At 52.3% G+C, this 20,978-nt stretch carries 19 protein-coding genes; 12 read left to right on the top strand and 7 right to left on the bottom strand.

Annotated features, from left to right (window positions below; genetic code table 11):
• Window positions 1-176: 176 nt before the first annotated feature.
• Window positions 177-479: a winged helix-turn-helix transcriptional regulator gene (locus D7M11_RS32365; protein WP_120751465.1), complete on the top strand. Its 303-nt coding sequence runs from the start codon at window positions 177-179 to the stop codon at window positions 477-479.
• A gap of 127 nt (window positions 480-606) precedes the next feature.
• The gene (locus D7M11_RS32370) at window positions 607-807 is read left to right on the top strand and encodes a hypothetical protein (protein WP_120751427.1); all 201 of its coding nucleotides are present in this window, start codon (window positions 607-609) and stop codon (window positions 805-807) included.
• 103 nt (window positions 808-910) lie between these two features.
• Here the strand turns inward: D7M11_RS32370 and D7M11_RS32375 are convergent, their stop codons facing one another.
• Complete coding sequence (locus D7M11_RS32375) at window positions 911-1,897, bottom strand: LLM class flavin-dependent oxidoreductase (RefSeq protein ID WP_120751428.1); 987 nt, start codon at window positions 1,895-1,897, stop codon at window positions 911-913.
• Window positions 1,898-2,323: 426 nt separating this feature from the next.
• Between D7M11_RS32375 and D7M11_RS32380 the strand changes: the two genes are divergently transcribed.
• Window positions 2,324-2,992, top strand: coding sequence for a GGDEF domain-containing protein (locus tag D7M11_RS32380; protein ID WP_120751429.1), 669 nt, complete (start codon window positions 2,324-2,326; stop codon window positions 2,990-2,992).
• A gap of 8 nt (window positions 2,993-3,000) precedes the next feature.
• Here D7M11_RS32380 and D7M11_RS32385 read toward each other — a convergent pair whose 3' ends face one another.
• The 4 genes from D7M11_RS32385 to D7M11_RS32400 all read right to left on the bottom strand — a co-directional run bounded on the left by D7M11_RS32385 (window position 3,001) and on the right by D7M11_RS32400 (window position 9,231).
• Window positions 3,001-4,023, bottom strand: a complete 1,023-nt coding sequence (locus D7M11_RS32385; RefSeq protein WP_120751430.1) for an HD-GYP domain-containing protein — start codon at window positions 4,021-4,023, stop codon at window positions 3,001-3,003.
• 131 nt (window positions 4,024-4,154) lie between these two features.
• Complete coding sequence (gene pglX / locus D7M11_RS32390) at window positions 4,155-7,586, bottom strand: BREX-1 system adenine-specific DNA-methyltransferase PglX (protein ID WP_120751466.1); 3,432 nt, start codon at window positions 7,584-7,586, stop codon at window positions 4,155-4,157.
• Between the two features lie 167 nt (window positions 7,587-7,753).
• Window positions 7,754-8,566: a TrmH family RNA methyltransferase gene (locus D7M11_RS32395; protein WP_240041412.1), complete on the bottom strand. Its 813-nt coding sequence runs from the start codon at window positions 8,564-8,566 to the stop codon at window positions 7,754-7,756.
• On the bottom strand, window positions 8,563-9,231 hold the full coding sequence (locus D7M11_RS32400; RefSeq protein ID WP_120751431.1) for a potassium channel family protein: 669 nt from the start codon (window positions 9,229-9,231) through the stop codon (window positions 8,563-8,565). The genes D7M11_RS32395 and D7M11_RS32400 overlap by 4 nt, the downstream gene beginning before the upstream one ends.
• A gap of 174 nt (window positions 9,232-9,405) precedes the next feature.
• On the opposite strand from D7M11_RS32400, the gene sspI reads away from it, so the two are divergent.
• The 9 genes from sspI (at window position 9,406) to D7M11_RS32445 (ending at window position 17,907) form a co-directional block, all read left to right on the top strand.
• Entirely contained in the window at window positions 9,406-9,621 is a 216-nt protein-coding gene (sspI, locus tag D7M11_RS32405; protein ID WP_120751432.1) for a small acid-soluble spore protein SspI, read from the top strand.
• 161 nt (window positions 9,622-9,782) lie between these two features.
• On the top strand, window positions 9,783-10,487 hold the full coding sequence (locus tag D7M11_RS32410) for a response regulator transcription factor (RefSeq protein WP_120751468.1): 705 nt from the start codon (window positions 9,783-9,785) through the stop codon (window positions 10,485-10,487).
• A 7-nt stretch (window positions 10,488-10,494) separates the two neighbouring features.
• Window positions 10,495-12,012 carry a sensor histidine kinase gene (locus D7M11_RS32415; protein ID WP_120751433.1) on the top strand — a complete coding sequence of 506 codons (1,518 nt, stop codon included), beginning with the start codon at window positions 10,495-10,497 and terminating at the stop codon, window positions 12,010-12,012.
• A gap of 167 nt (window positions 12,013-12,179) precedes the next feature.
• A complete protein-coding gene (locus D7M11_RS32420) occupies window positions 12,180-12,830 on the top strand; it encodes a GntR family transcriptional regulator (RefSeq protein ID WP_120751434.1) in 651 nt (216 codons plus the stop codon).
• Window positions 12,831-13,035: 205 nt separating this feature from the next.
• The gene (locus D7M11_RS32425) at window positions 13,036-13,860 is read left to right on the top strand and encodes a metallophosphoesterase family protein (protein ID WP_120751435.1); all 825 of its coding nucleotides are present in this window, start codon (window positions 13,036-13,038) and stop codon (window positions 13,858-13,860) included.
• An 18-nt stretch (window positions 13,861-13,878) separates the two neighbouring features.
• Entirely contained in the window at window positions 13,879-15,213 is a 1,335-nt protein-coding gene (locus D7M11_RS32430; protein WP_120751436.1) for an ABC transporter substrate-binding protein, read from the top strand.
• Window positions 15,210-16,190 carry a carbohydrate ABC transporter permease gene (locus tag D7M11_RS32435; RefSeq protein ID WP_120751437.1) on the top strand — a complete coding sequence of 327 codons (981 nt, stop codon included), beginning with the start codon at window positions 15,210-15,212 and terminating at the stop codon, window positions 16,188-16,190. Before D7M11_RS32430 ends, D7M11_RS32435 begins: the two co-directional genes overlap by 4 nt.
• A 30-nt stretch (window positions 16,191-16,220) precedes the next feature.
• On the top strand, window positions 16,221-17,075 hold the full coding sequence (locus tag D7M11_RS32440) for a carbohydrate ABC transporter permease (protein WP_205127143.1): 855 nt from the start codon (window positions 16,221-16,223) through the stop codon (window positions 17,073-17,075).
• Window positions 17,076-17,124: 49 nt separating this feature from the next.
• Window positions 17,125-17,907: a tyrosine-protein phosphatase gene (locus tag D7M11_RS32445; RefSeq protein ID WP_158606957.1), complete on the top strand. Its 783-nt coding sequence runs from the start codon at window positions 17,125-17,127 to the stop codon at window positions 17,905-17,907.
• Between the two features lie 99 nt (window positions 17,908-18,006).
• Here D7M11_RS32445 and D7M11_RS32450 read toward each other — a convergent pair whose 3' ends face one another.
• Window positions 18,007-19,569 (bottom strand): peptide chain release factor 3, encoded by a 1,563-nt coding sequence (locus D7M11_RS32450; protein WP_420818456.1) that lies wholly within the window; start codon window positions 19,567-19,569, stop codon window positions 18,007-18,009.
• A gap of 187 nt (window positions 19,570-19,756) precedes the next feature.
• Window positions 19,757-20,836, bottom strand: coding sequence for a metallophosphoesterase family protein (locus D7M11_RS32455; protein WP_120751441.1), 1,080 nt, complete (start codon window positions 20,834-20,836; stop codon window positions 19,757-19,759).
• Between the last annotated feature and the right edge of the window lie 142 nt (window positions 20,837-20,978).

The raw sequence follows: 20,978 nt of genomic DNA on the forward strand, positions 1-20,978 counted from the left end.
GTAACGATAATCTTATTGTAGACGATTCGCTTCCGGTTGTCAATCTTAAAATTGAGATTACTTTGTTACTTTTCGTAAGTTAGTGTATAATAGTAATATCTTTATGTCAAGACTATTGAAAAGGGGTGGCAGCCGTGAAACCACATTCCGTATTATGTCCCCGATTCGAAAAAGGAATGAATCTCGTCAACAAGCGCTGGACCGCGCTTATCGTCCACCAGCTGTTGAACGGACCGGTTCGCTTCTGCGCGATCGAAGCCGCAATACCGATCAGTGCAAGACTGCTCTCGGAGCGGCTCAAAGAAATGGAAAACGAAGGCATCGTCCGCCGGGACGTTTATCCGGAAACGCCCGTTCGCATCGAATATTCGCTAACGGACAAAGGGCGTGCCCTGGAGCCCGTCATTCGGGCCATCGAACAATGGTCGTACCGCTGGATCGATGTGGAAAAGGACAACCCTGATGCCCCCCGCGACTAGACTCGACCCGCGACGGGAAACGGTCGGTAGCAAAGTGGCTGGCATGAAAGCCCGCCGATTGGATGGTTACACATCTCCGGTTCCCTGCTAGTCTAAACATATCCAAACGATAAAAGAAGGTGACTATATGGTTGTATATGCATCCATCATCATCCTTTTGGTTATTTTGTCCGGCGTGTTCACGGTCATGATCGGCAATTCCAAAACGAACCGGGAAGGCAATCCCAATTACGATCAGCGAACGGGAGGCAATATCGTTCGTCTGACTACGTTATACGTCATCGCCGGCATTATCGGCGTAGCGGTTATGATTTATATGATTTTTTAACTTCGCCTGCCCGGTTAATCGGCAGTCTAACGTTTTAACCCAAAAAAGCTTTCGGAGGTCCCGTACGGACGGGCATCCAAAAGCTTTTTTTCGTGACTCTGCTTTACCGGCTCAGCTTATGCCCGATTTCGGCCGTAATTTCATACGAGCGAAGCCGAGCCGCGTGATCGTAAATGTGGGCAACCGCCATAATTTCGTTCGCCTTCGTGTCGTGCAGCAGCCGCTGCAGCTTTTCCCGTACCGTATCCGGTCCACCGACGATCGAGCCGCCCAGATTTTGCTGAAGCGCCAGCTTCTCGCGTTCGGTCCAGATTCCTTCCATGCTGTCTACAGGCGCCGGAAGCGGACCCGGCCGATTGCGGATAAAGCTGAGAAACAGCTGTTGTCCTGAGGTGGCGAGCCGCTCGGCCTCCCGGTCCGTTTCCGCCGCAATGACGTTGATCGCTACTAAGGCGTATGGCTCGGCGAGCGTCCGCGAAGGCTGGAAATTCCGATGATACAGCTCCAGTGCAGGCAGCAGCTGCTGCGGGGAGAAATGCCCGGCGAACCCAAACGGCAAGCCGAGCTCCGCAGCCAATCGAGCACTGTAATCGCTAGAGCCGAGCAGCCAGATCGGCAGGGTCATCCCTTCCCCGGGAATAGCCCGAATCGGCATCCGTCCGGCAAAATAAGCTCTTAGCTCGGCAAGCTGCTCGGGAAAAAACTGCCCGTCTCTTCCACTATCCCCTCGCAGCGCCGCAGCGGTCCGCTGATCCGTTCCCGGAGCGCGGCCAAGCCCCAGATCGATTCGTCCCGGGTACAGCGCCTCAAGCGTGCCGAATTGCTCGGCAATAGCGAGCGAAGCATGGTTAGGCAGCATGATGCCGCCCGAACCGACCCGAATCGAGGTAGTTCCCGCCGCCACATGCCCAATCACGACCGATGTAGCGGAACTGGCAATGCTCGGCGAATTGTGATGCTCGGCCAGCCAGAACCGGGTATACCCCCATTTTTCCGCATGCCTTGCCAAATCGAGCGAGTTGCGCAGCGAATCCTGAACCGTGCCTCCCTCTATAATCGGGGAAACGTCAAGTACGGATAAAGCGACCATTCCGTTCTCACCATCCTGTTCCTTTAACTGTATTCCAAATCAGTACATTATATTCTACAAAAATGCAAGAAAACGGACAGCAGCATTGGAGCTGAACCTAAACCGACCGAAACGTCATTCGTTCCAAACATGCTACTTATCTCTACTGCTTCCTAGAATCGCAAAAACTCATGCATTCCGCTGCAATGCGTTTGTGTTATGGCTTCAACATCGCATCATACTGTTATCATATTTCATACAGTTAAAGCTGTCAATCTTGGATGCACAGCTGTTTGATAGTTACAGCTTCATTGTCGAAATTTGCCGAATCTTTTAATGGAAACCTACATATTTAATTCCATGTAATACTCTTCCAATATCACGAAATCATGTTATAGTATTGATAGGGCTATAGAGTCTTTTGAACTACAAAAGGATGGAGTAAACATGAAGTATTATGGCAGAATTAGTTCGATAGGCTTATCCTTCGTCATCCAAAGCTTTTACGTAATATACTTTTACCATTTTCTCGGTAAGCAGCCGGAGCTTGTACTATGGTGCGCCTACCCTGCGCTTCTCGGCGTGTTTTACTGGATGGGGAGGCAGTACGACAAGGCAACGTACTATTCCGAACGAGACCCGCTTACGAACTTGTACAACCGCCGATTTATCTCCCACGTTTTCGATAAAATCCAGGCTATCGCCAGCCGGTCTAACAGTCAAATCTTCGTGCTGCTCATCGATTGCGATAACTTCAAACAAATCAACGACCAATACAACCACCATATGGGCGACACCGTTTTGCGACAGATAAGCCGCATGCTGGTCATGAGTACAAGAAAGAGCGACCTGGTCGCTCGATGGGGTGGCGATGAATTTTTGATTGTCGGTCATTATAAGGATGATGAAGGCTTGCAAGTGCTCATCCAGCGAATTCTGGAAAGCTGCGGCAACATCCAGATTGCCAAAGGCATCCGCGTGTCGGTGTCGGTCGGTTCCGCCGTTAGTACCTCCCACCTGCAAGACGATTTGACGTATTTGATCAAAATCGCCGACGAGAACATGTACGGGTCGAAATCGAGAATAGAAAAAACCGAAAAACTCCCCCCGAAGTAAGGCGCTTTCTAAACGGTAATAATTTCTTGGATACGCACCCCGTCTTCCTTGCTTAAGTCAAGAAACTCATCCTCTATTTTGATTAAAGGCATCTCCAATCTGTGCGGGTTGAGGTACACCACTTCCCCTTCCCGGCCATCCGTTAGTCTTACGCGTTTGCCAACCAGCTTTTTCATCATGTTCTCCACAAACAGGGATACGATTGTCGGATTCAGCTCGCCAAACTTTCCTTGACTCATCTGGCTTAGAATTTCATAAAAAGGAAGCGGTTCGTGATAAGGTCTTTTGGATGACATCGCATGGAAAATGTCCGCTACCGCCACGATCGAGCTGAACCTGTCGATATGGTCCCTCTTTAATCCAAGCGGATATCCTCTTCCGTCATCGCGTTCATGGTGCTGAAGCGCAACGCGGGCTACGGCGTGGCTAATTCCAGGCGTATTTTTCAGCAGTTCGTAGCCGTATATCGTATGCTTCTTGACAAGCTCATACTCTTCGTTCGTTAACTTCCCCGGCTTGTTCAGCACTTCGATCGGAAGCTTCACCTTCCCCACGTCATGCAGCGTCGCCGCGAGCGATAACACGGAAATGTCGACCTCGCTCAGATTCATCCATCTTCCGATTAACGTCGCCAGGACGCCGACACCGATATTATGCTGATACGTATAATCGTCTTTCGCTTTGACCGCTTCGAACAGCTCGAAAACATCGGGATTTCTCGAAACGTCTTGAATGGCGGGAAGAACCTCCTGGCGAAATTCCAGCAAAGGGACTTTCCGCGAGACGGTTATCGATTCGAACAATTGCTTCGATTTTGTAACCGCTTGCTGAACGAGCTTGCTTGGCGGAGCAAGCGTCTTATCCACTCCCCCAGTCGTGTCGGGAGCAAATAGGATGGATTCAGGGTCAATTTTGTGATTCACAATTAATTTAATAACTTCATGGGTGAGGAACGTTTGCGCTGGCACTACGGTGATACCGATCTTGTTGACAATGTCTCGTGCGATTCGTTTCCCGATCAAGTAATCCAAGATCCCGACACCTCTTGAAGTCATAGTTCGTTTGGATCATATTACCATATTTATCAATAGAATACGACTCCTCCTACATCAATTCACTATTCAATTTACATCAAGTTTAAACTAGAGGTTACACAAAGATGCTACTCTATTTTGGCAAGCAGCCCTGTAAAGTTAGCATAGTTTCTGGAGACACCATCATCAAGATCAAGCTCGATGTGCAGATCGGCCATATGGTGAAGATGTTCCTCATAATCTTGAAGTTCGTCTATTTTCAAATCAACAATATTTAACTCCTTTTTAGCACCACTAATTTTTTTGGCCGGCCCGCCTTCTTCAATGATGCGTAGAAGCAATTTTTTCTCTACTTCAAGGCGAGCTTGAAGTTTTTGTACATAGTCTGTTCGGATTTTGGTTAGAGTTGACTTATCATACCGGTGTATGTAGACCAAGCAATTAAATGCCTTTTGTTTGCCTGACGTAAACAGCCAATAAATCGGCTTCTTTTTATACGTTTGGACATGGTCTTTGAAGAAGTCATTTATTAAATATCTTCCAATAGTCTCCGTACTGGTTTCCCTATTTTTCTTCCCCAGCGACTCGGCTATAAACTCAAGATTTTCCGCCAAAGCTTTCTCCCCGTACGTCACTTTCACAAATTCCACCAGTCTTAACACGACTTCATTATCAAAATACGCATTTGTAGTAATGGGAACAATATTATCTTCATTAGTTTTAAAGGTTCGATACGCTTGCGGATCAAATAAACCGCCGGCATAGATCAAACCCTCGTGATCTAACGAGTATCTCCCGAACATACAGCCGATCGCATAAGAAATAAAAGACTTCATATCTTTATCTTGGTCCGCCCTGCTAATGGTGACATCCGTTTCATCCATTTCGGGAGACAGTTCTTTTTGCAACCCGTACGTTTCAATAAATAATGTATTCAACTCTGCTTCAGCAGCTCTTAGTTGATTGAATCGATGTTCCGCCCACGTACACCAATTTTTGAATGCCTGCCTAATCTCGGCAGCCCCATCTTTATATTTCAAAAAAGGATGTTCGGTGAAGTCCCAGGAAACTTCGGCTGAATTCCAATCCTCTTTGGCTATCTCAACGAGTGCATCTACCCGTTCCCTGCTAATCCGATCATTAAATTTCACAGGTATCTTTGAAATATCGCCCGGGTTAGCATTTAGAGTCGAGTTGATGATTCTGGAGAGGTAACTAAACACTTTGGAGTTTAACAGCCCCAAGTAATACCAGGTGTTCTCTTGAGAAAACAAGGCATTCGAGGCAGAACTGAATAAAAATCCTTTCGGCAACAATCTGGTGGAAAAATTCGAGCTTGTTATGGAGGTCCAACATAAACCTTCAGTAAAAATATAGTCTAAATTCCGATTGACCGCTCTAATTCTCCCGCTCTCATGCTGCTCTGTTTGTAAGCGGTAGCCGTCATTTTCCCAATTCACTACGTCCGTATAATTCCCGTACCACTTCTTAAACTCCCCGCCATTGGCGTACGGGAACCATTTTCGATTTGAATGTTTGGCTGTTGACCTGTCAAAGGAAAACCCGATTGTATCAAACTCTACTTCATACCACGACCTTACAAATTCGGCGTTTGAACCTGTAGCCATCCCTTTCCTGGTTACAGCCAGATCCTTAAGTAAAGGATTATTCGCAAATATATCCCTCCCTGTAGAGCTTGACCAATAAGCATAGGGGACACCCGGAATTTTTGCAAAATTCTCTGTTTGCGTAATATACCGTTCTTTCCCTTGCAGAAACTTTTCTTCCTTCAACTTTGCCTGGTCATACTCAACCAATCGAACGAAAGTCGAATTGAAACCCGCGACTTTCCCTTTTCTTAATACAAAAGCAGTCGTTTGAACAACTTCCCCGCCTATTTCTTCGAATGCTTTTGCGCCTAAATGTAACATATTCACTATTTCCTGAAGTATTAGTTTACCCCTTAACTTTTTATACCTGGACAAAAACATCCAGGCATGCTGGGTTATCATAGCTTGAAAACCATGATTTTTCACCATATGGCCGCAGCTTTCAATAAATACAGCAAATAAGTCAGCTCTGCTGTCCGGGTAGTTGTTTTTAACGTGTTCGCTAAGCTTAGCCCCCATCCCGCTTCCGCCCATGTAGGGAGGATTCGTGCAGACCACATCATAGGTTGCGGCCAACATTTTATACTGCCGAAGAAGGGCTGGCATTTTCTCCAGCATTTCAGTCTCAGCTATCCGTTCCGGAATACCTCCCCAATTCTGTGATTCATCAGCAAACTTTTCCAAGGCACTCTCCAACACACTTAAATCCAAAGGCTTAACCTTCAGAATGGACCCATATTCTTTTGCATCCTCGAATGTATCTCTAAGAGAGGTCAACATCTCCCTCAGTTTCCCTTGCTCGTCCGGCTCCTGTTTAACGACAAATTCATCCATCCATTCGGTTTTCAGCCAGTTGCTTTCTTGAATCGTGCATACATGGAGATTTATCGTTTGTCCGAAAATCCCGCGGTTTTTCTCTCTCGCTTTCATCATCATCGCAAAAGAGGCCAGCCGAACGGCTCGATCGTCAAGATCTAAACCGAACAGATTTTTTTCCAGGATCAGCTTCACAATGTCATGATGGGCGTAACCTCTCTCAAGATACATGTCATAGAAAACACCAAAAGCGTATACAAGAATATGCCCGCTTCCGCAGCATGGATCTATAAAAGTAATGTCCTCTGGATTCACATTCCTGTAGCGGAGTTCATCCAGCTCCCTCTTCACCTTATCTTCCTGCTCGGCATCTTCCAAATAGTACTTCCATTCCGACCTCAACGGACTGGTGGAATCACTTTCCAACCAGATCCGCCCTAATGCATTTTCCACCATATATTTCACAATCCAATGCGGAGTAAACAACTGGGTAGCTGCCGGAATGTTCTCTTTGCTGATTTTTATATTCTTTTTTAGATCGGTGAAAATTTGATCTTTTTTATCCGAGATGTAATATTGATACAGCCAGCCCATGATCTCAACCTGTCCCCAATCGGACTTAGGGATCACTTGCAGATCAGACATTTCACGAACGAAGGATTCCTTCGTTAACAGACCTTCGGGAAACAGAATTTGCTTATAATCCTCAATGGGTTCAAACACAAAAGGAAGCATTTGATGCAAGCTATTACATTGCTTGATCACCAAATCCTTATACAACTCTTCGTTGCTATGGTTTAGCTTCGTCTCGTAAACCGATTCTTCTTCTATGTCCAGATAATCGTTTACTTCCATGAATCGTAATGCGGTAAAACGGTTAAACCAGGTATACGCAACCTCTTCGACGACCTGCTTATAACCGATCTCCTTCATCCGTGAAATCAGCTCTTCCCGCTGTTCTCTCTCCGCTGCCGAGAGTGCTTTCCCGTTTATGTAGATGGCATCCGAGCTCTCGCTCTGAGCGTTTTTTATGTTTGCTTCCGTTATCCCGATATGAAATGCTCTAGCCGTAACCTTCTCGATCAGCTCTTTCCGAGCATGGATCGCAAGATTTTTCAATGCCGTTTTATTCATTCCTTGTTCACCAGCCCGGTTCGCATGTATCTCCAATATTATTTCATTCTTAGTTTTTCTACAATGGATGCTGCCTGAAGAGCTGCTCCGGAAATATAAAAAAACTGGATTTTGATCGAATCGACATCGATCAGTTCCAGTCTTTTGTCTTTTGGAAGGACAGTTATTTATTTGTTCAACCCCCGCTGCCGCATAGCCTCAAAAAGCAAAACGGTGGCGGCCATCGCCACATTAAGCGACTCGGCCGGGCCTTTCATTGGGATAATCACGTGCTCGCCGATTTGCGCGGCTACCTCGGGCGATACGCCCTTGCCTTCATTGCCGAGCACGAACCAGACCGGGCCCGTCAAATCGGCTTCGTAGCAGCTCTGCTTTGCCTGTAAGCTCGTATTAAGCAGGCGTACGCCCTGCTCTCTCGCCTTCGCCAAAAGGGGCAGCAGGTCGGCCTCGACGACGGGAAGGTGAAACAGCGAGCCCATCGTGGAACGAACCGTCTTCGGATTATACAGATCGACCGTGCCTTTTCCAAGCACGACTCCCGTAGCGCCGACAGCATCGGCTGAACGGATAATGGTGCCGAGGTTGCCCGGATCCTGCACGCCGTCAACAACAACGACGAGGCTGTCCTCCCTGACAAGCAGGCGCTCAGCCTCGCCCCCCGCCTTGTTCACGATCGCGATGACCGGCTGCGGCGTCTGGGCATCCGAGCATTTGGCCAGCACCTGCTCGCTGACCGGGATGCATTCCGCTACCGCTCCGGAATCAAGCAGCGCTTCGATCTCCGCCGGCATTCCTCGCTCCGCTGAATATAACAGCGTCTGCACGCCGGCTTCGAATCGGATCGCCTCCTGGACGAGGTGAATGCCTTCCACCAGATATGCGCTCTGCTTGTCCCGCCCTTTTTTGTCCAGAAGCTGCACCCATAGCTTCACCTTCGGATTTTGCGCCGATTGGATCGGTTCGGCGTGACGTTTCATCATCTACCTGCCTCCAACTGCCGCTCCAGTACATTAAGCTGGTTGTTCTCGCCGACAACGATCAAGATATCGTCCTCTTTGATTATATCGTCGGCATTGGGGGAAATATTGAGTTTATCGTTGTTTTTGAGCGCCATAACGTTGCAGCCGTACTTCGCCCGAATATCGAGCTCACGCAGCGTTTGCCCGATCATGGATGCCGACGCCCTGAGCTCGACGATGCTGTAATCGTCCGACAACTCGATAAAATCGAGAATGTTCGGGGATATTAAGTTATGTGCGACCCGGAGGCCCATATCGCGTTCGGGGAAAATCACTTTGTCGGCGCCGATTTTTTTGAGCACTTTGCCATGGAGATCGGTTTGCGCTTTGACGACCAGCACCGGTACGCCCATATCTTTCAAAATTAGTGTCGTCAAAATGCTCGCCTGTATATCCTGGCCGATGGCGACGACCACCACATCGAAATTGCGTATGCCAAGCGCGCGAAGCGCCTCTTCGTCAGTCGAATCGGCCTGAACCGCATGGGTTACCAACCCGGACACGTCCTGCATCCGCTGTTCGCTGGAGTCGATTGCAAGCACCTCGTAGCCGAGCCGGCTCAGCGATATGGCCACACTCGATCCGAAACGTCCCATGCCGATTACGGCGAATTGCTTCGTTTTCATGTCCCTGCTCCCTTCAAACCTGATGACGTTTATTATACCACACTGGAGCGGCTTCACCCTATTTCACCATTTCATTTCGTACATGAAGGCGGGCCGCTGTGCGCATATTAACATGCAGGATACCCACGTCAAGACTGTCGATTATCGACGTACTAACAAACCGGAGGTTGGGTTATGATTTTGAGCTTGCGGCAAGCGATTATTAAGCGGGTTTGCGATAAATCGGAGGAAGAGCTGGCCGGGGTCATCGAGGACTCGATCGGCGGAGATGACAAAGCGTTGCCCGGACTTGGCGTCCTGTTCGAGATCATATGGGAAAACAGCGGTCAAGACGAACGCAAAAGCATGGCCGCCACTTTAAAATCGCATATCCCTGAAGGGGCCGATTAAAGTCCCCGCCCAAAACCGTTCGCCCGATGGGGCGGGCGGTTTTTCGCTTGCAGTAGACGTGCCATTTTCACATAATGACCATCTTGCATCGAAGAGAACTTGCGCATATGCTGAAAGAAGACAACCTTGCCCGGGCGAGGAAAGCGGAGGTGGCGGCTGAAGTGAAATTACTTGTTGCGGAAGATGATCCGTCCGTTTGCGAAATGCTGCGGCTGTTTCTTCATAAAGAAAACATTCAGGCTGTATTCGTCCACGACGGCAATGAAGCCGAGAAGCAGCTCCGCGAGAACGTATGGGATTTCGTGCTGCTCGATTGGATGCTGCCTGGACGGAACGGGTTAGACCTGTGCGCGGAATTTCGCAAACGGTCGGATACGCCCATTATCATTTTGACGGCAAGAACCGACGAGAAGGACCGGATCGCGGGTTTGGAGCTTGGCGCCGACGATTACGTTACGAAGCCGTTCAGTCCGCTAGAGCTGATGGCCCGGATTAAAGCGGTCAAACGCCGGTACACGCCTTCCCCTTCCGTTCCGACGGACACACCTGAAGCGGTGGCAAAGCCTTCTTCCCGCCTGAAGCACATGAATATGTGCATCGACACCGTTTCGAGGGAAGTGACTATTTACGGCCGAACGGTAACCGCTCTGACTCCGAAGGAATTCGACCTGCTCTTGCTGTTTATCTCCCATCCGAAACAGGTGTTCACGCGGGAGCAGTTGATCGAAGCGGTATGGGGATTCGATTATTACGGAGAAGACCGCACGGTTGATGTACATATTAAACGGCTGCGCAACAAAATCTCGACGGCCGAACGCCAGTGGATCATGACCGTTTGGGGCGTCGGCTACAAGCTGGAGGACTGAAGGCGTCATGCAAAGGCCAATCATCCGATTTCGGTTTACTTTGTTCCAGCGCCAGTTTCTCAGTCATTTGCTTGTAGCGCTGCTTTTGCTAGCCTTGCTGGGAACCGCTTTCACTTATTTTGCCAGACATCAGATTATCGAGAAAAACAAAGGCAAGGAACTTCTCGATACAACGCGCGCGGTCGCCCGCATTTTGCAGCGGGAGGATGTCCCCTCCGGCGTGCTCGCCAACTACAGATCGTTTCTGAAAGACCGGAACATTACGATCGTGCTCATGAGCCGCTCCGGAGAGCTGCTCGAGAAAGATGCCGGCCTGATGGGAGCCAGCGGCAGGAGCAAGCAAGTGCTAGACAGCTTGCGCCAGCAGCTGTGGAACGCACAGAGCGACCACACCTTCGTCATCGAGAAAGAGACGGCCGATCCGCTGATGGTGGCGTCAAGAAGCGTCAAGCCGAAGGGGAAAAAGGAAGAAGCGGTATTGTTCGCCATCTCGCCCATGCGGGGCTTAAACGAAACGATAGCGAACATGGAGCAGGTCACTTTGATGTCGATGGGCATCGCCTTCGTCTTCATTCTCGCTGTCGTGATCTGGCTGTCGAGGGGCACGAGCAGGGCGGTGCTTCAAATCCGGCGGGCAGCGGGGAGGATCGCAAGCGGCCAGTACGACACACGCATCGGGACGAAACGGACCGACGAGCTCGGCGACCTTGCCCGCGAGTTCAATACGATGGCCGATCAATTGCAGCTTACATCCGATAAGCTGCTGCTCGCGGAAACCCGGCGAAGACAATTTCTGTCCGACGTCTCCCATGAGCTACGTACGCCGCTTACTTCGATACGAGGACTGGTGGAAGCACTGAAGAGCGGCATCGTCACCGCGGAAGAAAGCAGCAAGGCGTACACGATTATCGAAAAAGAGACGATCCGTCTCATCCGCCTGATCAACGAGCTGCTCGACATCGAGAAGATGCAAACCGGCCAAATCACACTGCATAAAGCGAGTTATTCGGCCAAGGACATTCTCGAAATCGTCGCGGAAACGATGGAGGTGCTCGCCGCGCAGAAACGCCTCCGCCTTCAGATCGATTGTCCGCAAACGCTCATCTGGCACGGGGATTACGACCGGCTTATTCAAATCGCGATGAATATCGTTAAAAATGCGATCCAATTTTCCGACTTCGGCACGATTCGGCTTGCCGGGTCCGAATACGGGGGGAATACGGTTATCGAGATCAGCGATCAGGGATCGGGCATGACCCCGGATGAACGCGAACGGATATTTGACCGGTTCTACAAAGCCGATCCTTCGCGATCCAGAGAAAAAGGCGAAAACGGGCTCGGGCTGTTTATCGTCAAACAGCTGACGGAAGCGCATGGCGGTACAGTCGAGGCGTTCAGCGAGCCGGGGATCGGCACGACATTCCGGCTGTTTTTTCCGACTCCGCAGCAAACAAACGACGACGCCGGAGCCGAAACGGGCCGTCTTCCTCCCGGACCGGTGCCAGATTCGGATGCAGGCGCATAGTTCACAGCTCAAGCCGCAGAGAAAGCGGCTCTTTTTTTGTCCGGACGAAACCGCTATACTGAGAAATAGTTCATATTTTTTTGAAATTTGGCGCATTAACGGAATTATCGATCAAAACGATGGCCGGCTTGCTACAAGAGGAGCCGAACAAAGGAGTATAACGCGTCATGACCGATTTGCCACTGGCGGATATTGCTTACCGGGAGCTGCGCCATAAGCTGCTCAACGCCGATTATTTGCCCGGTCAATTGCTGTCCGAGGGCGAGCTTGCCGAAGGGCTGAGCATGAGCCGGACGCCGGTTCGCGCCGCGATCGCCAGGCTGGAGAAGGAAGGCTACGTCGAAACGCTGAAGAAGCGCGGGGTGCTCGTGAAAGGAGTCGATATCAAAGAGCTGTACGATATGTTCGATTTGATGTCGGCCCTCTACTTTTATGCACTAGATGTCGCGGAGCATCATCAGTACGAGATCGATTTGCAGGCGATGCAGGCGCATCTGACGGAGCTGATCGAAGCGAGCGAGCATAAGCGGTACCGCGACTATTACGAGAACGGCTTGCTGTTTATGCGAACGATACTGTCCGCCATCGAAAACCGCAGCATGCTGGAGACGTTCGATACGTACAAGGATAAAATTTTGTTTTTCGTCGTCGCCCATCGCTCGGTCAAAGGGGAAAATCGCCCCTATACCGGGAAGAAGCTGTACGCGGAAATTTACCGGCTGCTGTCGGAAGGCCATTACGCGGAAGCGAAAAAAGCGATTCTCGAATCGAAATGGAATGTCCGCGACGAACTGGTGCGGAGCGGCAGCCGGATTTAAAGCCGGTTTTCGCCCATGTGCCCGAACGAACTTCATAGGAGAACTACGGCAGAGAGCGCCCCAAGCAGGTGCTCTTTTTCGTTCCTCCGACTTTTACAATAATTCCAAACCGGCTTAACACTGTTCTTACATACAAGATCGATAATTCTTGTATACAAGATCATCTTGTAGCCGATGAAAATTACCGATAACGGAGGGCAAACCGATGGAAACCGTTCAATTTATCCACATTACCGACACGCACCTGAATGCTCCGGGGCAAGAAGCCGCATTTCTGAAAGTTAATGTCGCGGATAAGCTGATGCAAGTATTCCGCCACATCAAAGAGTCGCAGCTGAAGCCCGCCTTCATCCTCGTCACGGGTGACCTCGCTCATGAAGGCAATGCGCAAGACTATGCTTACATTCGTACGGTGATGGACGAAGGAGCGGATATCGTCGGAGCGCCCGTTTACGTCACTCTCGGCAATCATGACCACCGCTCCGCCTTCCGCGAAGGGTATCTGGGCGAACTCCCGACCGAGCAAGCCTACTACTATTCCGAAACGATCAACGGACTGCGGCTGATCGCGCTTAACTCGCAAATGCCGGGTCAGCATCACGGCACGGTCGACGACGAACAGCTCGCCTGGCTTGCCCTTCAACTGCAGACGCCTGCGCCGAACGGCACGATCGTCGCCCTGCATCACCCGCTGCTGGACATAAACGGCATGTCTTCCGATCATATGCTTTCGAATGCGAAAGAGCTCGGCGACATGGTTCGGACCGGCGACGTAACCGGCATTTTCGCCGGACACGTTCATTCGAACAACGTCGGCATGTATAACGGTATTTTGAGCGTAGCCGCTTCCGGCACCGCCTTTGCCGGAGAAAGACTGAGTGACGGTCAGTTCCGGATGTACGATTTTTGCAGCTATAACGTCGTAACATCCGGTCCGCTGAACAGCTCGGTTCAAACGATTGTCATCCCGACTTCCAATGAGGAATTCGCCCGTTTTTATATGGCGCTCCTCAGTGCGCATAAAGCGTAAACCGTTCAGGAGGCTGCCATGCTGACAAGAAAAACGACCGCTCTTCTTTTAAGCACATCGATTATCGCGCTTACGGTTTCCGCTTGCGGAACGAAGCCGGATGCCGCTTCCCCCTCCGCCGCCGATGCGTCTTCCGCACAGGCGGATAAGAAAGTGACGATCCGCTTCTACAGCTACAACTTGGGCAACGCCGTCTTCGGAGCCGGGACGCAGAAGCTGATCGACGAGTTCCAGGCCGCTCATCCGAACATTACGGTCGAAGGCGTGCCGGTTCCCGTATCCGACCTGATGACCCGCGTGCAAGCCGATACGGCCGCAGGCTCGCCGCCCGATATCGCCCAGCTCGGCTTCGGGGCGATGGACATGATCGTAAACGGCTTCGGAGCGACCCCGCTCGAGAGCCTCGTACCGGCGGACGAGCTGAAGAAAAACTTCGAGGGCTTCTCGCCGAACGGACTGAAGCTCGGTATGTACAACGGGAAAACGTACGGCCTTGCCTTTACGTTCAGTACGCCGGTTTTGTTCTACAATGCGTCGCTGTTCCGCGATGCCGGTCTGAATCCCGACCAGCCGCCGAAAACGTGGGCGGAGGCGAAACAGCAGGCGCTGCAAATCGTAGCCAAGACGAAGGCTCAGGGCATGCACCTGTCCGGCACGACGCCGACGACCGGAGACTGGCTCGTTCAGGGGCTGATCGGCAGCAACGGCGGAGCCGTTTTGTCGGATGACCGCAAGAAGCTGCTGTTCGATTCGCCGCAAACGATCGAGGCGCTGCAAATGTGGAAAGATCTGATCGACAGCGGCGCAAACGACAAGCTGAACGACACCGAAGCGATGGAAGCGATGGCTCAGGGCAAGCTTGGCATGTACGTCATGACGAGCGCCGTGCAAGGGACGTTGATCAAAGGCGCGGAAAGCGCCAAATGGGAGCTGCGGGCAGCGGAAATGCCCGGCTTCGGCAGCAAGCCGACGACGCCGACGAACTCCGGCAGCGCGCTGTTCATCCTCGCGAAAGATCCGGCGAAGCAAAAAGCGGCGTGGGAGTTTATGAAATTCGTGACGAGCGAGCGCGGCTATACGATCATTACTTCGGAAATCGGCTACCTGCCGCTGCGTCCGTCCATCCTCGACGATCCGAAATATTTGAAAGACTGGGCGAAGGATCATCAGCTCATCCAGCCTAATATTCGCCAACTGGATCGGTTAAAACCGGCTGTCGCATTCCCGGGGCCGAATTTTAGCCAAATCTCGACCATACTGATGAACGCCATACAAAAAGCGGTCATGACCAAGGCCGATGTGGCGCAAACGATGCAGGAAGCGCAAGCCCAGGCGCAGAAGCTGATGCCATGAAAACGCCAAAATCGTCCGTCCTGGCGTACCGGGAAACTCGCCGCGTCGATTCGGCGGCCGGAGTGAAGCGGATCGTTAAAGCCGCCCTCCGGCGGCTGTCCCGGGTAGAGCCGTATCTGTACCTGCTGCCCGCCTTGCTTGCCGTCGCTTTCTGGATTTACCGGCCGCTCCTGCAAACGGTGAAGCTCAGCTTCTACCAATGGAATTTGCTGCCGGCCAGCCCGAAAACATTCGTCGGCCTGCAAAATTACGAACGTATTTTGACGTTGCCGGATATGAAAACGGCTGTCGTCAACTCGCTCATTTATATGATCGGCATCTTGCCGTTCTCGCTTGTGCTGCCGCTAATCATCGCCATTTTGACGGACGGCATCGCGAAGCGGGCGCGCAATCTGTACCGGATGCTCGTATTCCTGCCGATGATTATGGCTCCCGTCGTCGTATCCGTCATCTGGAATTGGATCCTGCATCCGACGAACGGCATTGTGAACCACAAGCTTCAAGAGTGGTTCGCCGTCAGCGAGCCCGTCCGCTTTTTTACCGACGAGCGCCTCGCCATATGGAGCATCCTGTTCATCACCGGATGGAAAATGATCGGCTTCAGCACGCTAATCTTCTCCTCTGCGCTGACCGGCATCAACCGGGATTATTACGAGGCAGCCGCCGTCGATCGCGCCAGCCGCTGGCAAACCGTGCGGCATATTACACTGCCGCTGCTGTCGCCTTACATCATTTTCATATTGATGCTGAGCATTTTGTTCTCATCCGAATGGAGCTTTGCCTATATTAACGTGCTGACGCACGGCGGGCCTTCCAATTCCACGATGAATATTTACTATTTGCTATGGAACTACGGCTTCAAAACCTTTGCCATTGGCTGGAGCTCCGCGGCGGCCGTCCTGTTCTTTATCGTCTTCGGCTTGATCGCATGGGGCATGACGAAGCTAAGCAGCCGCTTCTCGTTCTACGATCACTGATGAATCATCTCGCCTACGAAAGGAGCTGAAATGATGGCAAGCGCAAGCGCCGCAACACCCCGTTCCAGAGGGCTCGCGCCACGGCTCGGCTCGATCGGCAAACACGCCGTTTTGATCGCGCTTTGCCTGTTCGCCCTGTTTCCGATTTACTGGATGATCATCTCCTCGTTCCGTCCGGAAGCGGATATGTACTCGGCGGATCTGTTCCCGAAATTTTGGACGCTGGACAATTATGTGAAGGCATGGAAGGCTATCCCGATCGGCCATATGCTCGGCAATACGCTGCTTATGGCCATCGCGCAATCCGTCTCCCAGCTTCTGACCGGCTTGCTTGCCGCCTATGCGTTCGCCCGCTGGACGTTTCGCGGCTCCAAGCTTCTCTATCTGCTGTTCGCGCTCACCTGGCTCGTTCCGTTTCAGGTGACGATGATTCCGAATTACGTGCTTATTTCCGAATGGAACTGGCGCAACAGCCTGGCCGGCCTGATCGTACCTAACCTGGCGTCGGCGTTCGCCGTCATGACGCTGTCGCAATCGTTCCATGCTTTTCCGAAGGCGCTGATCGAAGCGGCCCGGCTTGACGGCGCGTCCAATTGGTCGATCCTCTGGCGCATCGTTGTGCCGAATATGCGCGCGCCGATCTCTTCGCTAGGCATCCTGCTGTTCATTTCGTCGTGGAACGAATATTTCTGGCCTTTGCTGCTGACGAACAAGCTGCAAAACTCCGTCATCCAGATCGGACTGCAAATGTTCATGTCCTCCGACGCCAATGCGTGGGGGCCGCTGATGGCGGCGGCGATTTTGTCCAGCTTGCCGATCCTGATCGTGTACGCGGTACTGCAGCGGCAAATTATAGATTCCTTCGTCAAAATGGGGCTGCGCTAGCCCGAAGCTCCTTTTACGTCCAAACTATATTCGTTCGAGGTGAATGTTCGTGACGACAACCCGTATTACAGATTACCCCGCAGATCGTGTCATCGCACTGGAGGGAGCAAGCAACTTCCGCGACATGGGCGGTTATACGACGGAGGACGGCCGCTCGGTCAAGTTCGGCCTGTTGTTCCGGGCCGATGAGCTCGGCGGATTAACCGAGAATGACCTGCAAGCGCTGGACGCGCTCCGTATGAAAACGATCCTCGATTACCGCAGCGAAAATGAAGCGCTGCGTTCTCCGACGCCTGAGCGGATCGGGTCCGTGTATCGCCGCATCGAAGCTAATCCCGTCGCCGCATCCACAAGCGGCCGCGCGGAGGACTATCTGGCCAGCGGAGCGCTAAATCACGACACCATGGTCGCGATGTATGCGAAGCTTCCGTTCGCCAATCCGGCTTACCGCTTTCTGATGGAGTCGCTGAGTTCGCCCGAAGCGCTGCCCATCGTACATCACTGTGCGGGGGGCAAAGACCGGACAGGGGTCGGAGCCGCGCTAATTCTGAAACTGCTCGGCGTATCGGATAGGCTCGTCATGGAGGATTATATGCTGACGAACGAAACGCTCGGTCCCAAGATGGAAAAGCTGCTGCAAAGCTTGTCCGGCAAGTACGAGGAGCCCATCCTGCGCAACTTGCGAGACGTGTTCGCGGCGAAGGAAGTATACATGCAAACGACTCTCGAAGCCGTCATTCGCACCTATGGCGATTGGGATACTTATTTTGCAAACGAATTCGGCATTACGCCCGAGCAGCGGGACCGCATCCGGGAATACGTTCTGGAATAGCCGGCTTATTGCGACAAAAAAAAATCTCCGGTTTCTGCCCTGATGCGGCAGAGAACGGAGACTTTTTGTTTAAGCCGAATAGATGGCGCTGCTCGCCGGTTAAGGCGCCGTTTCGAGAAACTTCGCCTGCGGCATTTTTTCCACCGCGCTGCGCATGGCGTATTCATTCTCGAACAACGCCACGTTGTTGTCCTTTTTATCCTTGACGAGAATCGAATTGATCCGGAACTTGGACGGGTCGATTTTATCGTCCACCACCCAGCGGGCGAACTGGTAAGGCAAGCGCTGGAGCAAAATGTCCACGCCGTATTCGGCGCGCATCCGGTACTCCATAACCTCGAACTGAAGCTGCCCGACGACGCCGAGAATCATCTCGTCGAAACCGGTAACCGTATGGAACACTTGAATCGTGCCCTCTTCGGTCAATTGGTCGATGCCTTTCAGAAACTGCTTTTGCTTGAGCGCATTTTTGATCGTTACTTTGCTGAACATTTCCGGCGAGAACGTCGGCAGCTCGTCAAATACGATGTCCTGCCCTTGCGACAACGAATCGCCGATGCGGAAAATGCCAGGATCGAACAGTCCGATAATATCGCCCGGAAACGCCTCCTCGACGATATCCCGCTCCTGCGCGAGGAACTGCTGCGGCTGCGACAGCTTGATTTCTTTGCCGGCCCGCACATGCCGAACCGACATGCCGCGCTCGAACTTGCCGGAGCAGATGCGGAGGAACGCGATGCGGTCCCGGTGCGCCGGATTCATATTCGCCTGGATTTTGAAAATGTAGCCGGAAAACTTCTCGAACGTCGGCTCGATGTCGCCTTGGCTGCTGCTGCGCGATGTCGGCTTCGGCGCGAGCTCGAGGAAGTTCTCGAGAAACGTCTGCACCCCGAAATTGTTGATCGCGCTGCCGTAAAAGACGGGCGTCAGCTCGCCTCTGCGCACCTTCTCCAGATCGAACTCATCTCCGGCCACGTCCAGAAGCTGAAGCTGCTCCTGCAATTGCTCATACAAATAGTCGCCGGCGATTTCCCGCACGAGCGGATCGTCGTAGCCGCTCACCTTGCGCACCTCGATCTGATCGTGGTCGCCGTTATGGAACAGCTCGAGCTGGTTTCTCACCCGGTCGTAAACGCCGCAAAACTGCTTGCCCGAACCGATCGGCCAGTTCATCGGATAAGAACGGATGCCGAGCACCTGCTCCAGCTCTTCCATCAAGTCGAACGGGTCGCGGCCTTCGCGGTCCATCTTGTTCATAAACGTGAAGATCGGAATGCCGCGTTTGCTGCATACTTGGAACAGCTTCTTCGTCTGCGCCTCGACCCCCTTGGCCGAGTCGATCAGCATGACCGCGCTGTCGGCTGCCGTCAGCGTCCGGTATGTGTCCTCGCTGAAGTCCTGGTGACCCGGCGTATCAAGAATGTTGACCCGGTGCCCTTCATAGTCGAACTGCATGACGCTCGACGTGACCGAGATCCCGCGCTGCTTCTCGATCTCCATCCAGTCGGAAGTGGCGTGGCGGCTAGCCTTACGCCCTTTGACCGTACCGGCCAGCCGGATGGCGCCTCCAAACAGCAGCAGCTTCTCCGTCAAAGTCGTTTTCCCGGCGTCCGGGTGGGAAATAATCGCGAACGTTCTGCGCTTTTGCACTTCATTTTGCATTTGAGTTGCCGTCTGATTCATTATGTCGATCCTTTCCGATTGGGGTAAGACGCGTCTTACCTGTTCAGAGCTTTATTTAAAACGGAAAAACGGTTCCGCTCTTTCGCACGGAGCCGCTTCCGCCTTGGTCTTCGGTTTCTACAGCTTTGTTTCGCTCGCAAGAGCCCGCCTCATCTTGTCAGTATCGTCAAATTTTCGCCTTCTCAAGCGGAATCGTCCAGTTGGCCGCTTCGATCCAATCGTTCTTCGCAAACTCCCGGCCGCGTACGACAACCCGGTCTTCGTACACCTGAACGTACATGCCCTGCGACTTTTCCACGCCGCTTTGCGTATTGCGTGTGCGCCCTACGGAGGCGTTCGTGAACCAGTGGAACGTCTCCTTGCTGTAGTGGGACGTACCGTTGTCGAAGTCCTGATGCGTATGGCCGGAGATGACGAATACGTTTTTGTATGGCTTCAATATATTGCGGAATTCTTTGGCCCGCACAAGTCGATGGCTCCCGCCATCCTCGCCCTGCGGCGGCAGCGGCTGGTGAATGAGCACGAAGATCGGCTTCCCGTCCGTCGTCTCCTTCAGCTTCACCTTCAGCCATTCGAGCTGCTCGTCGGAATACCAGGCGCCCTCGCCCACCTCCGGCTTCTCCTGGCTGTACGCCTCCTGGGAGACGAGAATGACATGGTAACCGTTCAGCCAGACGTCGCTATATACGTTCGGAATCTGAAACGTCTTCATAAACCGGGCGCGGGAGCCCGCGTCGGTTTTGCCGTTCGGAAACGTGTCGCGGCTGAAGCCGCCGTTATCGTCAATCCATACATTGTAATAATCGTGGTTGCCCATATTGGCATACACGGGCGGCAGTTTGTAGCTGGCTATAATCGACTCGAACGATTTGATTTCGCTTTCCATCCCGTAGTCGGTCAAATCGCCGCCAAGCAGCAGCGCATCAACCGGCGAGTCGAAATGGGCGATCTGGTCTAACGCGTTTTTCAGCTTTCTCGGAGTGCTCTCGTCATAAACGGAGACATGCAGATCACTCAGCACGAAAAATGACAGTAGCGGAACTGCGGATACGATAGGCTTCTCTTCCTCGGCTTCGGCGGACGTTTGAGCGTAAGCATCGCTCGTCCCAGAAGCGCCTGATTCACCGGCCGACATATACGGCCGATCCGAGCCCAGCCGGGTCAGCAGCTGAACCATCGCGTAAAACGACGCTGCCACTATCGCAAACGCGGCCATCATCCATTTCAAAAATCCCCGTCTCGACATAGGCTCACACTCTCATTAGATAGGATCTCAGCATCTGAAGGCCCACGCGGGTCGGGGGACGGATGCCGCCCCCGGGTCCGGAATCTCGTTCATAGCTCCCGGCCTCTTCCCTAAAGGATACGCGCGGAAGCGGTAAGCGGTT

The sequence above is a fragment of the Paenibacillus ginsengarvi genome (genome assembly GCF_003626695.1).
Lineage (GTDB): Bacteria > Bacillota > Bacilli > Paenibacillales > NBRC-103111 > Paenibacillus_AB > Paenibacillus_AB ginsengarvi.